Source organism: Pseudomonas fluorescens group sp., from assembly GCF_020093335.1.
Classification (GTDB): Bacteria; Pseudomonadota; Gammaproteobacteria; order Pseudomonadales; family Pseudomonadaceae; genus Aquipseudomonas; species Aquipseudomonas petroselini.
Genome location: NZ_JAIOKW010000004.1, coordinates 106,253 through 119,090 on the forward strand (window position 1 = coordinate 106,253; position 12,838 = coordinate 119,090).

At 61.2% G+C, this 12,838-nt stretch carries 12 protein-coding genes; 5 read left to right on the top strand and 7 right to left on the bottom strand.

Going from position 1 to position 12,838, the window contains the following annotated elements; all coding sequences use genetic code 11:
* Window positions 1-46 precede the first annotated feature (46 nt).
* A complete protein-coding gene (gene queF, locus K7431_RS06535) occupies window positions 47-877 on the bottom strand; it encodes an NADPH-dependent 7-cyano-7-deazaguanine reductase QueF (RefSeq protein WP_012722866.1) in 831 nt (276 codons plus the stop codon).
* 69 nt (window positions 878-946) lie between these two features.
* On the bottom strand, window positions 947-1,459 hold the full coding sequence (gene copI / locus K7431_RS06540) for a copper-resistant cuproprotein CopI (protein WP_043204967.1): 513 nt from the start codon (window positions 1,457-1,459) through the stop codon (window positions 947-949).
* 154 nt (window positions 1,460-1,613) lie between these two features.
* On the opposite strand from copI, the gene K7431_RS06545 reads away from it, so the two are divergent.
* Together K7431_RS06545 and K7431_RS06550 are read left to right on the top strand one after the other, a co-directional pair.
* Window positions 1,614-2,294 (top strand): heavy metal response regulator transcription factor, encoded by a 681-nt coding sequence (locus K7431_RS06545; protein ID WP_012722864.1) that lies wholly within the window; start codon window positions 1,614-1,616, stop codon window positions 2,292-2,294.
* Entirely contained in the window at window positions 2,291-3,637 is a 1,347-nt protein-coding gene (locus K7431_RS06550) for a heavy metal sensor histidine kinase (RefSeq protein WP_012722863.1), read from the top strand. Before K7431_RS06545 ends, K7431_RS06550 begins: the two co-directional genes overlap by 4 nt.
* Before the next feature lie 106 nt (window positions 3,638-3,743).
* Here the strand turns inward: K7431_RS06550 and K7431_RS06555 are convergent, their stop codons facing one another.
* The 3 genes from K7431_RS06555 to K7431_RS06565 all read right to left on the bottom strand — a co-directional run bounded on the left by K7431_RS06555 (window position 3,744) and on the right by K7431_RS06565 (window position 6,991).
* Window positions 3,744-4,988, bottom strand: a complete 1,245-nt coding sequence (locus tag K7431_RS06555) for a lipoprotein-releasing ABC transporter permease subunit (protein ID WP_012722862.1) — start codon at window positions 4,986-4,988, stop codon at window positions 3,744-3,746.
* 61 nt (window positions 4,989-5,049) lie between these two features.
* Complete coding sequence (gene lolD / locus K7431_RS06560; protein ID WP_012722861.1) at window positions 5,050-5,733, bottom strand: lipoprotein-releasing ABC transporter ATP-binding protein LolD; 684 nt, start codon at window positions 5,731-5,733, stop codon at window positions 5,050-5,052.
* Window positions 5,734-5,740: 7 nt separating this feature from the next.
* Window positions 5,741-6,991 (bottom strand): lipoprotein-releasing ABC transporter permease subunit, encoded by a 1,251-nt coding sequence (locus K7431_RS06565; RefSeq protein ID WP_012722860.1) that lies wholly within the window; start codon window positions 6,989-6,991, stop codon window positions 5,741-5,743.
* A gap of 94 nt (window positions 6,992-7,085) precedes the next feature.
* On the opposite strand from K7431_RS06565, the gene K7431_RS06570 reads away from it, so the two are divergent.
* Both K7431_RS06570 and K7431_RS06575 read left to right on the top strand, forming a co-directional pair.
* Window positions 7,086-7,670: a PilZ domain-containing protein gene (locus tag K7431_RS06570; RefSeq protein WP_012722859.1), complete on the top strand. Its 585-nt coding sequence runs from the start codon at window positions 7,086-7,088 to the stop codon at window positions 7,668-7,670.
* Between the two features lie 46 nt (window positions 7,671-7,716).
* Complete coding sequence (locus K7431_RS06575; protein WP_012722858.1) at window positions 7,717-8,439, top strand: glycerophosphodiester phosphodiesterase; 723 nt, start codon at window positions 7,717-7,719, stop codon at window positions 8,437-8,439.
* Window positions 8,440-8,481: 42 nt separating this feature from the next.
* Here the strand turns inward: K7431_RS06575 and sthA are convergent, their stop codons facing one another.
* Window positions 8,482-9,876 carry a Si-specific NAD(P)(+) transhydrogenase gene (sthA, locus tag K7431_RS06580; RefSeq protein WP_012722857.1) on the bottom strand — a complete coding sequence of 465 codons (1,395 nt, stop codon included), beginning with the start codon at window positions 9,874-9,876 and terminating at the stop codon, window positions 8,482-8,484.
* A 260-nt stretch (window positions 9,877-10,136) separates the two neighbouring features.
* On the opposite strand from sthA, the gene K7431_RS06585 reads away from it, so the two are divergent.
* Complete coding sequence (locus K7431_RS06585) at window positions 10,137-10,670, top strand: chalcone isomerase family protein (RefSeq protein ID WP_012722856.1); 534 nt, start codon at window positions 10,137-10,139, stop codon at window positions 10,668-10,670.
* 607 nt (window positions 10,671-11,277) lie between these two features.
* On the opposite strand, the gene K7431_RS06590 is transcribed toward K7431_RS06585, so the two are convergent.
* The gene (locus K7431_RS06590) at window positions 11,278-12,741 is read right to left on the bottom strand and encodes a glyceraldehyde-3-phosphate dehydrogenase (RefSeq protein ID WP_012722855.1); all 1,464 of its coding nucleotides are present in this window, start codon (window positions 12,739-12,741) and stop codon (window positions 11,278-11,280) included.
* Window positions 12,742-12,838 lie beyond the last annotated feature (97 nt).

Consider the following 12,838-nt stretch of genomic DNA (forward strand, 5'->3'; position numbering starts at 1 on the left):
GCGCAGATCCCAATGTGGGAGGGGGCAAGCCCACTCCCACAGTTGTTTACTGGCGAGCCAGGCGCACGTTCTGGAACGCGACATCCTCAGTACTGCGATACGGGTTGATATCCAGCCCACCCCGCCGCACATACCGCGCATACACCGTCAACTTCTCCGGCTTCAGCAAGCGCTGCAAGTCCAGGAAGATGCGCTCCACGCACTGTTCATGGAAGTCCGAGTGCTGGCGAAAGCTCACGATGTATTCCAGCAGGCTGGCGTGATCCAGCGCGTGACCACGGTATTCCACCACGACGCTGCCCCAGTCAGGCTGGCTGGTCACCGGGCAGTTGGATTTGAGCAGGTGGCTGTGCACGCTCTCCTCGACAACGCGCGCGTCATCGCAACGCAGCAGTTCCGGACGTGGGTGCTCGTAGTTGCTGACACTGATATCCAAATCATCGATGCACACGCCGGGCAACGCCATTACGCCTTCAGCTTCACTTTCAGCCAAGGTGCGAATACGCACGGTCACAGGCTTGCCGGCAGCGGCGCTGAGGTCGGTGCGCAGGGTGGCTTCCAGGCTTGCCGTATCGGCAAACGCGGTCTGGTTGAGCGAATTGAGGTACAGCTTGAACGACTTGGACTCGATGATGTTCGGCGAGTCGGCCGGGATGCTGAATTCACCGATGGCCACCACCGGCTTGCCCGACGGCAGCAGCCAGGACAGTTCGAAGCAGTTCCAGAAATCCACGCCCTTGTAAGGCAGGGTCTCGGCGCTCAGGCCCAGTTCGGCCCATTTGGCCGCACGCGGGATCGGGAACAACAACGAAGGTGTGTAGGTGGAGATGTATTCACTGGACTTGCCCAGCGGCGAATGTTCGGCTGCGGGATGCATGGCGGAAACCTGGCTAAATAAACCGCGCCAGTCTACCAGCCTTTACCCCCGCGCCTAAGCGCCAGCGGATCAATCGACGTTGAGCGTGCCGACCATGCCCGCCTGGTAATGCCCCGGCAGGTTGCAGGCAAACTCCAGGCCCGTGGCCTTGGTGAAGGTCCAGGTCAGCTCGGCGGTTTTGCCGGGCTCGACCAATACGCTATTGGGATCGTCGTGTTTCATATCACCATGGCCCATGGCGCTATGATCCATCTTGCCCATGCCCGTGGAAGTGAGCATGCCACTGGCCTGCATCTGCAACATTTCCTTCTGATGCTCGGCATGCATTGCCGCATCGCCCAGGTTGAATTCGTGCAGCAACTGGCCCTTGTTGACCAGTACAAAGCGCACCGTCTCACCGGCTTTTACGTCAATGGACTTGGGCGAAAAGGAAATGTCCTGCAGCGTCACTTCCACGGTACGCGTGGCCTTGCTCGCGGGTGCAGCCTCGCCGAACGCATAGGTGTGGGCGGCATCAGCCATCGCCTCAACACTCAACGCCAGCAGGCACGTCGCCAACAACAGGGGTTTACGCAATGCCATCATTCTTCTCCAAAATATCTGACTCATCTGGGGCACACTCTAAGCGTGCGCCGCTGCCAGCCAACTGACTGCTAGATTACAACTTTGTCAGGTTACCCCCCTGCCCTGGCACCCAGGGTATAAAGCCGTCGTCACCCGTTGCCAAGAGCCGCCCATGAAACTGCTGATCGTCGAAGACCAACCCAAAACCGGCCAGTACCTGCGCCAGGGCCTGACGGAGGCGGGGTTTACCACCGAACTGGTGGCCGACGGTACCAGCGGTCAGCACCTGGCACTGACCGGCGCCTACGACCTGTTGATCCTCGATGTGATGCTGCCGGGCCGTGATGGCTGGCAGATCCTCCAGGCCGTGCGCACGGCAGGCCTGGACATCCCGGTACTGTTCCTGACCGCCCGCGACGCCGTGGAAGACCGCGTGCACGGCCTGGAACTGGGTGCCGACGATTACTTGGTCAAACCCTTCGCCTTCTCCGAACTGCTGGCGCGCGTGCGCAGCCTGTTGCGCCGTGGCAGCAGCACGCCGCAGGAAACCGCCTTGCAACTGGCCGATTTGCGCCTGGACCTGATCCGCCGTCGCGTCGAGCGGGACGGCCAGCGCATCGACCTGACGGCCAAGGAGTTTTCCCTGCTCGAACTGCTGCTGCGCCGCCAGGGCGAAGTGCTGCCCAAATCGCTGATCGCCTCCCAGGTGTGGGACATGAACTTCGACAGCGACACCAACATTATCGAAGTGGCAATCCGCCGCCTGCGCCTGAAAGTCGACGATAACTTCCCGAATAAATTGATCCACACCGTGCGCGGCATGGGTTATGTGCTGGAGGAGCGCGTCAATTGATCAAGCGCCTGTCCCTGGCCAGTCGCCTGGCGCTGCTGTTCGCGGCCTGCACGGCGGTGGTGTCGCTGATCGCGGGCGTGCTGTTCAACCGCGCCAGCGAGGCGCACTTCATTGAGCTGGACCAGCAACAGCTCGACAGCCAGTTGGTGGCACTGCGCAGCACGTTGCAGGGTGTCGACTCGCCAGAATTGTTCGCGCAACGTGAAGCCCAACTGCGCGCCGAGCTCAATCGCCAACCCGAGCTGGCGTTGCGTATCACCGCCCAAGGCCAGCGCTGGTTTGACGGTGCACCCGGCGTCAATCTGCCCACCGGCCCCGGCCTGCACAGCCTGCAAAACGCCGGCACCGACTACCGCGTCTACAACACACCGTTGCGGGCAAACCAACCCGACTCGCCACAGTTGACGCTGGTGCTCGATATCACTCACCACCAGCATTTCCTGCAACGCATGCAGCATCTGATCTGGCTCACCGTCGGCCTGTCAGCCCTGGCGACCGCCCTGCTCGGTGCATGGGCCGCCCGCAGTGGCCTGCGACCGTTACGACGCATGGGGGAAGTGGCCGCGAGTGTGTCTGCCCACTCCCTGACCCAGCGCCTGCCCCAGCAGCACATGCCGGTGGAACTGGCCGAACTGGCTCAAACCTTCAACGCCATGCTCAGCCGCCTGGACGATGCGTTCCAGCGTCTCTCGGCGTTCTCCGCCGACATCGCCCACGAACTGCGCACGCCGTTGTCGAACCTGCTGACCCAGACCCAGGTCATCCTCACTCAGCCACGGCCGCTGGAGGATTACCGCGAGGCGTTGCACAGCAACCTGGAAGAGCTGCAATGGATGGCGCAGCTGGTCAATGACATGTTGTACCTGGCCAAGGCAGATCATGGATTGCTGGTGCCTAAGCGCGAGCCTCTGGCGTTGGCAGATGAAGTGGAGGCGTTGCTGGAGTTTTTCGCGTTGCTGGCCGAAGACGCCCACGTCAGCCTGGTGCGCGAAGGCACAGCCCACACGATGGGTGATCGCGGCATGTTGCGCCGGGCGCTGTCGAACCTGCTCGATAATGCCCTGCGGTTTACTCCAGCGGGCGGCGAAGTGCGGGTGCGCATGGTGGACGGCGTGACGCTCACGGTTGAAAACACCGGGGCAGGCATTCCAGCACAGTTGTTACCGAGGTTGTTTGATCGGTTCTACCGGGCGGACCCGGCGCGGCATGAAGGCAGCAGCGAGCATGCGGGGCTGGGGTTGGCGATTACCCAGTCGATTGTGCGGGCGCATGGAGGGAGGATTTATTGTGAGTCTGGGGCGGGGTGGACGCGGTTTGTGATCGAGTTGCCCGCCGGAGATTGATGCAAGCGGTACCGGCCCTATCGGGGGCAAGCCCCCTCCCACAGTTTGAATATATTCACGCTTCACAATGTGGGAGGGGGCTTGCCCCCGATAGCGGTCTTGAATCTTACGAATATCTCAAGGCATGCGCCGGCTCAATCTTCGCCGCCCGATACGCCGGATAAATCGTCGCCAAAAAGCTCAACACAAACCCGGCCGTGCAGATCAGCAGCACATCCCCGCCTTGCAGCTCCGAAGGCAGATTGCTGACAAAATACACATCCGAACTGAAGATATGCTGCCCGGTAACCCGTTCCAGCCAGCCCACCAGCTCACTCACATTCAGCGCCGCAATCACACCCAGGATGCCGCCGATCAAGGTGCCGACAACACCGATCACGGTGCCCTGCACCATGAAGATCGCCATGATCTGCCGCGGCGTCGCGCCGATGGTACGCAGGATCGCGATGTCCGCGCCCTTGTCGTTTACCACCATAATCAGCGTAGCAATGATGTTGAACGCAGCCACGGCGACGATCATCAGCAACAGCAAGCCGATCATGGTCTTTTCCATTTTCATTGCGCTGAACAGGCTGCCCTGGGTGTGGGTCCAGTCATCCGGCTTGTAGCCGGCGCCCAGGCTGGCGGCGATGTCCGCCGAGACCTTGGGCGCCGCATACAGGTCTTTCACCGCCAGGCGCACGCTTTGCACCTGGTTCGGCTGCCAATGCTGGATCTCTGCGGCGTCGGCCATGTGGATCATGGCCATGGAGCCGTCCAGTTCGGCGCCGACCTTGAAGATCCCCACCACGTTCAAGCGCTGCATCCGCGGGGTGATGCCCCCCGGTGCGGTGCTGATTTCCGGCACGATCAGGGTCAACTTGTCGCCCACGTTGAGGCGGAAGCGCCGGGCGGTGATTTCGCCGACCACCACGCCGAACTCGCCAGGCTTCAGGTCATCCAGTTTGCCGCGCACGATATGCTGGGCCACGATCGACACCTTGCCTTCCTGTGCCGGGTCGATGCCGCTGATCTCGATCGGCTGCATGGCGCCCTTGTAGGAGAACATGCCGTCCATCTGCGTGAAGGGCACTGCCGCGGTCACTTCCGGGTTCTTCATCGCGGCGGCGGCCACGGGCTGCCAATCGTTGATCGGGTTCACGCCGACGATGGTCGCGTGGGGCACCATGCCAAGGATGCGCGAGCTCATTTCGCGCTGGAAGCCGTTCATCACCGACAGCACCACGATCATCGCCAGCACGCCCAGGGCGAGGCCGATCATCGAGGTCATCGAGATAAACGAGACAAAACGGTTGCGGCGCTTGGCGCGGGTATAGCGCGTGCCGATGAAAATCGATAACGGTCTGAACATTCGCGGGCACCGTTGAAAAAATGAAAAAGCCCAGCGCTTAAGGCGCCGGGCTTGAAACGGGTCAGATGGCGACCAGATGACCTTCCTGCAGGTGCAACACGCGGTCCATCTGCCGGGCCATGCTCATGTCATGGGTCACCACCAGGAACGCGGTGCGCATCTGGGTGCTCAGTTCCAGCATCAAGTCCTTGATGCCCTGGGCGGTGTGGGAGTCGAGGTTGCCGGTGGGCTCATCGAGCATCACCAGGCCTGGGTTGTTGACCAGGGCACGGGCAATCGCCACACGCTGACGCTCGCCGCCGGACAGCTCCGCCGGCTTGTGCTCCAGGCGATGGCCGAGGCCGACACGCTCCAGCAGGGCCTGGGCACGCTGGCGGGCTTGCGGGATCGCGGTCTTGCCGATCAACAGCGGCATGCACACGTTTTCCAGGGCGGTGAATTCCGGCAGCAAATGGTGGAACTGGTACACAAAGCCCAACGAACGGTTGCGCAGTTGCCCACGAGCCTTCTCACCGAGGGCCGACAGCTCTTCACCGGCCAGCCACACGCTGCCCTGGGACGGCGTATCAAGGCCGCCCAGCAGGTTCAGCAAGGTACTTTTGCCGGAACCGGAACTGCCGACGATCGCCACGCGTTCGCCAGGGTGCAGCTCAAGTTGCAGGTTGGACAACACCACCACCGATTCCGGGCCTTCCTCGTAGGATTTGCCCAGGTTGCGGCAGCTCAGGATTGCTTTTTCACTCATGCCCGATTCACTCATAACGTAAGGCCTGTGCTGGCTGGGTACGTGCCGCGCGCCAGGCTGGATACAGGGTGGCAAGGAAACTCAGGACCAACGCAGCGCCGCCCACCATCAATACGTCCTGGGCCTGAACCTGGGACGGCAAGTAGTCGATGAAGTAAACGTCGGCGTTGAGAAACTTGTGGCCGATCAGGGTTTCGAGGCCGGCGATGGCGGCACTCACGTTCAACGCAGCCAGAATGCCGACGGCCGTACCGATCAAGGTGCCGACCACACCGATCACGGTGCCCTGCACCATGAAGATCGCCATGATCTGCCCCGGCGTGGCGCCGAGGGTACGCAGGATGGCGATATCGCCCTTCTTGTCGTTCACCACCATCACCAGCGTGGAGATGATGTTGAAGGCCGCCACGGCGACGATCAGCAGCAACAGCAGGCCGATCATGGCTTTTTCCATGCGGATGGCCTGGTACAGGTTGCCGTGGGTACGGGTCCAGTCGCGGGCGTAGTACTGGTTTTCACCCAAGTGCTGGGCGATTTCCCAGGCGCCGCGCGGTGCGTCGAACAGGTCGTTGAACTTCAGGCGCAGGCCCTGCACTTGGTCCGGCTGCCAGCGATGCAGGCGCGCCAGGTCAGTGAGGTTGGTCAGACCGAGGTAGCCGTCGATCTCGCCGGCGCCAACGTGGAAGGTGCCGACCACGGTAAAGCGCTTCATGCGCGGGAACATGCCGGCCGGGGTCACGGTGACTTCCGGCGCGACGAAGGTCAGCTTGTCGCCGAGGCCCACGCCGAGCTTGGCCGCCGCCTTGTCGCCGATCACGATGCCGAAGCTGCCGGGCGCCAGGTCGTCGAGCTTGCCCTGCAACATGAACTTGTCGATGATCGAGACGTTGCGTTCCTGGGCCGGATCGATGGCATTAAGCAGGATCTTCTGCACCTTGCCGTCGTTGGTCAGCAACCCCTGCATCTGGGTGAAGGGCGCAACCGCCAGCACCTTGGGGTTCTGCTTGACCTTGGCCGCCAGGCTTTGCCAGTCGCTGATGGGCGCATCGCCCTCGATAGTCGCGTGGGGCACCATGCCCAGCACGCGGGTGCGCATCTCATGATCGAAGCCGTTCATCACCGACAGCACCACGATCATCACGACCACGCCCAAGGCGAGCCCGATCATCGAGGTGAGGGAAATGAACGACACAAAATGATTGCGGCGCTTTGCACGGGTATAACGCGTGCCGATAAATACGAAGAGAGGTCTGAACATGTCGGGGCTTGTTCGGAGGAAAAGAAGACGTCCCGGTGGCGGGGTCTGGTAAGCAGCTTTACACTCAGACCATTACCGTTACCTGGGGTTCGCCATGTCGACATTAGATGAAGAAGAGCGCCGCGAATACTACCGTATCGACGACATGATCGCACTCCAAATCAAAAGCCTGTCTGCCCCCGAAGCAGCGAGCAAGGAAGTGTTGCTGGATGATTCGCCACTCTTCAATCTGCTCAGCGAGCTGCACCTGAGTGAATTCGAGGCCCAGCACCTGCTACGCCAGCTCAGCGAGAAGGATCGCACCCTCGCGGCCTTCCTGCGTGTGCAGAACAAACGTGTCGACCTGCTCAGCCAGATCATGGCGCGCGGCTTGCTGGATGAGGTCGGCGCTCCGCAGCCGGTGATCATTTCCGAAGGTGGCATCGACTTCCAACACCCCACGCCCCTGCCGGCCGGCGCCCACCTGGCGGTCAAGCTGGTGCTGATGCCCCAGGCACTCGGCCTGCTGCTGCGCGCGCGGGTCACCCATTGCGATCCCAAAGGCACAGGCTTTGACGTCGGCACGGAATTCGAAGCCATGACCGACGCCCAGCGCCAACTGCTGGCGCGCTACATCTTGCAGAAACAGGCCCAGGAACGGCGCCTGGCGCGGGAACAAAGCGACGCCCAAGACACCTGAACTCTCGAATTCACCCCGCCGGACGACCTGGCGTAAAGGAGCAACTGTGACCCTGATCTACGGCCACCGCGGTGCCAAAGGCGAAGCACCGGAAAACACCCTGACCAGCTTCCAGGAGTGCCTCAAGCACGGTGTACGCCGCTGCGAACTGGATTTGCACCTGTCCATGGACGGCGAGCTGATGGTCATCCACGACCCGACCCTCAAGCGCACCGCCGACCGGCGCGGCAAAGTCGTCGAGTATTCGGCGGCAGACCTGGTGAAGATGGACGCGCGCAAAGGCGGCCCGGGCTGGGTCAAGCCCTGCCCGATCCCGCGCCTGGAAGAACTGTTCGAACAGTGCGACTTCGATCACTGGCAACTGGAAGTCAAAAGCGCTTCGCGCACCCGCGCCGCCACCACCGTGCTGGCGATCCGTGAGATGGCCGTACGTTTCGGTCTGATGGACAAGGTCACCGTGACCTCAAGCTCGCGGGAAGTGCTGAAAGCGGCGGTTGAACTCACCCCAGACCTGTCACGCGGCCTGGTCGCCGAATATGCCTGGCTCGACCCGTTGAAGGTCGCGCAGAACTATGGCTGTGAGTATCTGGCGTTGAACTGGACATTGTGCACCCCCGAGCGTCTGGAAAAAGCCCAGCGCCAGGGCTTGCACGTGTCCGTGTGGACAGTCAACGAACCCGCGCTGATGCGCAGGCTCGCCGACTTCGGCGTAGATAGCCTGATTACAGACTTTCCCGGTTTGGCCACTGCCACTCTCGGGAATTACTGAAATCGGTCTCCCCGGCCGGCTCAGGCCACCGGCCGGAGCCGCTCAAAAAAGCCGGTTGAGGCCGTCGTAGGCCGCGACGCGATAGGCTTCCGCCATGGTCGGGTAGTTGAACGTGGTGTTCACAAAATACTTGAGGGTATTTTGCTCACCCGGCTGGCTCATGATCGCCTGGCCGATGTGCACGATTTCCGAGGCTTGGTAGCCGAAGCAATGCACGCCGAGGACTTCCAGGGTTTCACGGTGGAACAGGATCTTCAGCATGCCTTGCGGCTCGCCGGCGATCTGCGCACGCGCCATGCTCTTGAAGAACGCCTTGCCCACTTCGTAAGGCACCTTGGCCTTGGTCAGTTCGTGCTCGTTCTTGCCGATCGAGCTGATCTCCGGAATGGTGTAGATCCCGGTCGGCACGTCGTTCACGTAGCGCCAGCTGCCATTGTCGACGATGCTGCCAGCGGCAGAACGGCCCTGGTCGTGCGCGGCACTGGCCAGGCTCGGCCAACCGATCACGTCACCGGCACCGTAGATGTTGGTCACGCAGGTGCGGTAGTTCTCGTCCACCTCGATCTGGCCACGGCTGTTGACCTTGACGCCGATGTTTTCCATGCCCAGCTTGTCGGTGTTGCCGGTACGGCCGTTGCACCACAACAAGGCGTCGGCCTTGATCTTCTTGCCGGACTTGAGGTGCAGGATCACCCCGTTGTCCAGGCCTTCGACCCGCTCGTACTCTTCGTTGTGGCGCACGGTGATGTTGTTGTTGCTGAAGTGGTAGCTCAACGCCTGGGAAATTTCCGAGTCGAGGAAGCTCAGCAACTGGTCGCGGTTATCCACCAGCTCCACCAGCACACCCAGGCCGCTGAAGATCGAGGCGTATTCACAGCCGATCACACCGGCGCCGTAGATGATCAGTTTGCGCGGGGTGTGGCCCAGGCTCAGGATGGTGTCGCTATCGTAGATACGCGGGTGGTGGAAATCGATGTCCGCCGGGCGATACGGGCGCGACCCGGTGGCGATGATGATGTGCTTGGCCACCAGCTTCTCGACCACGCCGTTGGCGCAGACCACCTCGACGGTTTGCTCGTCGGCGAAGCTGCCGGTGCCGAAGAACAGGTCGACGCGGTTACGGGCGTAGTAGCCGGTACGCGAAGCAACCTGCTTGGAGATGACTTTCTCGGCGCTTTTGAGCACGTCCGGGAACGAGAACCAGCGCGGCTCACCAATGGCCCGGAACATCGGGTTGGTATTGAACTGCATGATCTGGCGCACCGAGTGACGCAAGGCCTTGGACGGGATGGTGCCCAGGTGGGTGCAGTTACCGCCGACCTGGCGACGGCTATCGACCATCGCCACCTTGCGCCCTGCTTTCGCGGCGTTCATCGCCGCACCTTCTCCAGCCGGGCCGGAACCCAGTACCACCACGTCGTAGTTGTAGACAGCCATGCGTACTCCTCAGAACAGGCCAGGCGTACGGTTGGACGCCGGGCTAAATCATGCCGCGGCCAGCGGTCATGAAGGACAATTTGGCTCAAGTGTGTGAACCGGGGCACAGTCTATATAAGGCGCAACGCCGCGCACATTAACCCTTGGTCGCGTCGTAGGCCAGTCTTGCCTTTACTACACAGCGCAGATTATCCCTGAACCCTGCCGCTGCCGGAAAATGAATTAACCTGTAGCCACGGATCTTTTCGGGACGGGCCATTATGCGGCATCTAGTTTTCTGTTTAATGCTGATGTTGTCGATCACCGCACACGCCAATGAGGCGGATCGGCTCAAGCAAGCCGACTTCCCGGCACAGTCCCAGGCATTGGTGCTGAAAAACCAGGCGGTGCTCACTTACCTCTGGGCGGATGTGTACGCGGCCGCGCTGTATGCCCCGGCGGACCTGAGTGCGAAACAGGCGTGGGACCAGCAAAAGACGCTGCGCCTTGTGTTGTATTACTTTCGCGATATCGACCGCAGCGATGTGATCAAGGCGGCCACGGCCACCCTGGAGCGCCAGCAAACCAGCGCAAGCCTGAAGCCAGAGATCGAAAAACTACACACCCGCTTTCGTGATATCCAAGCCGGAGATCGATATGCCCTGGATTTTCGTCCGGGGCGTGGATTGAATCTGGAGATCAATGGGCAGGTGGTGTTCAGCAGCCGCAATGACGCGCTGGCAAGGGCCTACCTGGGTATCTGGTTGGCGCCCAAGGGGTTGTCCGACAGCCTGCGCAGCAAGCTTGTGGACTGAGGGCCCCATCGGGGCATCGGTATCTACACAATTCTGGCTATGGCGCGGGACCTGTGGCGAGGGAGCGGCGGCCTGGCAGACGACCATGATGTTGGATCAGACTGGGTACATATCCGTTATTTAGGTAACGGCCACTATGGGTTCCGCTTTTACAGCGGCTCACTTTTGAAGAGCGCAAAAGTAAGCAAAACGCTCTTGCCCCAACACTCGGCACCTCGCTCACGCTCGGTGTGCCCGTAATCCGACAGGTATTTGGGGGGCCGCCGCCACGCGCCATCCATGGCGCGGGGCGGCTAAACCGGCATCCCTGCCGGTTTACCCCCCAAATACCTGTCGAATTCCGGCCAGCGTGTTTGACGGGGCGCCTGAGATCAAAAGCTAGATCAAGATCACGATCAAGAGCGGCTCGCTTCGCATCGTGGTTACCGTGGTTGCTACAGTGTTGTGCAGATAATTATGCCCATCGGGGGCAAGCCCCCTCCCACATTGAAATGCGATCAACTGTGGGAGGGGGCTTGCCCCCGATGAGGCCCTGCCAGCCTGCACAAAATCCCCAGCCATAAAAAAGCCCCGAACCAGTCGGGGCTTTTTCATTTATTGCTGATGCTTAGCGCGGGAACGCAGGCGGGTTGACCCCAGCCATGTCTTCCATCACGCGAACCACCTGGCAGCTGTAGCCGAACTCGTTGTCGTACCACACGTACAGGACAACGCGGTTGTCTTGGCTGATGGTCGCTTCCGCGTCCACCACACCGGCGTGGCGCGAGCCAACGAAGTCGGTGGAAACCACTTCCTGGGAATTGACGAAGTCGATTTGCTTGTGCAGATCGGAGTGCAGCGCCATGTAGCGCAGGTACTCGTTCATCTCTTCGCGGGTGGCGGCTTTCTCAAGGTTCAGGTTGAGGATGGCCATCGACACGTTCGGCGTCGGTACACGGATCGCGTTACCGGTCAGCTTGCCGGCCAGCTCAGGCAGGGCCTTGGCAGCAGCGGTGGCAGCACCGGTCTCGGTGATCACCATGTTCAACGCGGCGCTACGGCCACGACGATCGCCCTTGTGGAAGTTGTCGATCAGGTTCTGGTCGTTGGTGTACGAGTGAACGGTTTCGACGTGGCCGTTGACGATGCCGAACTTGTCATTCACTGCCTTCAGCACCGGCACGATGGCGTTGGTGGTGCAGGAAGCGGCGGACACGATCTTGTCGTCAGCAGTGATTTCAGCGTGGTTGATGCCGTGAACGATGTTCTTCAGCTTGCCTTTACCAGGCGCGGTGAGGACAACGCGATCGACACCCGGGCAGGCCAAGTGCTGGCCCAGGCCTTCGGCGTCACGCCATACGCCGGTGTTATCCACCAGCAAGGCGTCCTTGATGCCGTACTGGGTGTAATCCACCTCGGACGGGTTCTTCGCGTAGATCACCTGGATCAGGTTACCGTTGGCGGTAATGGTGTTGTTTTCTTCGTCGATGACGATGGTGCCGTTGAACGGACCGTGTACCGAATCGCGGCGCAGCAGGCTGGCACGCTTGGTCAGGTCGTTCTCGGCGCCCTTGCGCACCACGATGGCACGCAGGCGCAGGCCGTCGCCGCCACCGGTTTTTTCGATCAGGATGCGCGCCAGCAGGCGACCGATACGACCGAAGCCGTACAGCACAACGTCGGTGCCTTTACGGGCCGCGGCGTTTTGCTGGCCAACCACATCGGCCATCTCTTCACGCACGAACTGCTCGGCGGTACGGCCGGCGCCTTCTTTGCGGAATTTGTAGGCCAGCTTGCCCAGGTCTACGGAGGCCGCGCCGAGCTTGAGCTCGCTCATGGCTTTGAGCAGTGGGAATGTTTCGTGGACGGAGAGTTCGCTGTCGTCGGCGGAACGGTGACGCGCAAAGCGGTGCGCTTTGAGAATCGCGATGACGGACTGGTTGATCAGGCTGCGGCCATAGATCGAGCTCACCACATTGTTATTGCGGTACAGCTGACCGATAAGCGGGATCATCGCTTCTGCGAGTGCTTCACGGTCGATCCATTCACCAAGACACTGGTCGGGCTTCTGAGTCACGGGAACCTTCCACATGTAGGGGCTGAAAAAAGGGGCTACATTATGCCGCCCGACCGTCCTCGGAGCAATGCGCGTCCTACAACAAAAACCCCTTGCCAAAAAATACCGCCGC

Bases quoted from the DNA above. Each gene is read 5' to 3' on its own strand.
- queF (WP_012722866.1), bottom strand. From the start codon at position 877: ATGCATCCCGCAGCCGAACATTCGCCGCTGGGCAAGTCCAGTGAATAC.
- copI (WP_043204967.1), bottom strand. From the start codon at position 1,459: ATGGCATTGCGTAAACCCCTGTTGTTGGCGACGTGCCTGCTGGCGTTG.
- K7431_RS06545 (WP_012722864.1), top strand. From the start codon at position 1,614: ATGAAACTGCTGATCGTCGAAGACCAACCCAAAACCGGCCAGTACCTG.
- K7431_RS06555 (WP_012722862.1), bottom strand. From the start codon at position 4,988: ATGTTCAGACCGTTATCGATTTTCATCGGCACGCGCTATACCCGCGCC.
- lolD (WP_012722861.1), bottom strand. From the start codon at position 5,733: ATGAGTGAAAAAGCAATCCTGAGCTGCCGCAACCTGGGCAAATCCTAC.
- K7431_RS06565 (WP_012722860.1), bottom strand. From the start codon at position 6,991: ATGTTCAGACCTCTCTTCGTATTTATCGGCACGCGTTATACCCGTGCA.
- K7431_RS06570 (WP_012722859.1), top strand. From the start codon at position 7,086: ATGTCGACATTAGATGAAGAAGAGCGCCGCGAATACTACCGTATCGAC.
- sthA (WP_012722857.1), bottom strand. From the start codon at position 9,876: ATGGCTGTCTACAACTACGACGTGGTGGTACTGGGTTCCGGCCCGGCT.
- K7431_RS06585 (WP_012722856.1), top strand. From the start codon at position 10,137: ATGCGGCATCTAGTTTTCTGTTTAATGCTGATGTTGTCGATCACCGCA.
- K7431_RS06590 (WP_012722855.1), bottom strand. From the start codon at position 12,741: ATGTGGAAGGTTCCCGTGACTCAGAAGCCCGACCAGTGTCTTGGTGAA.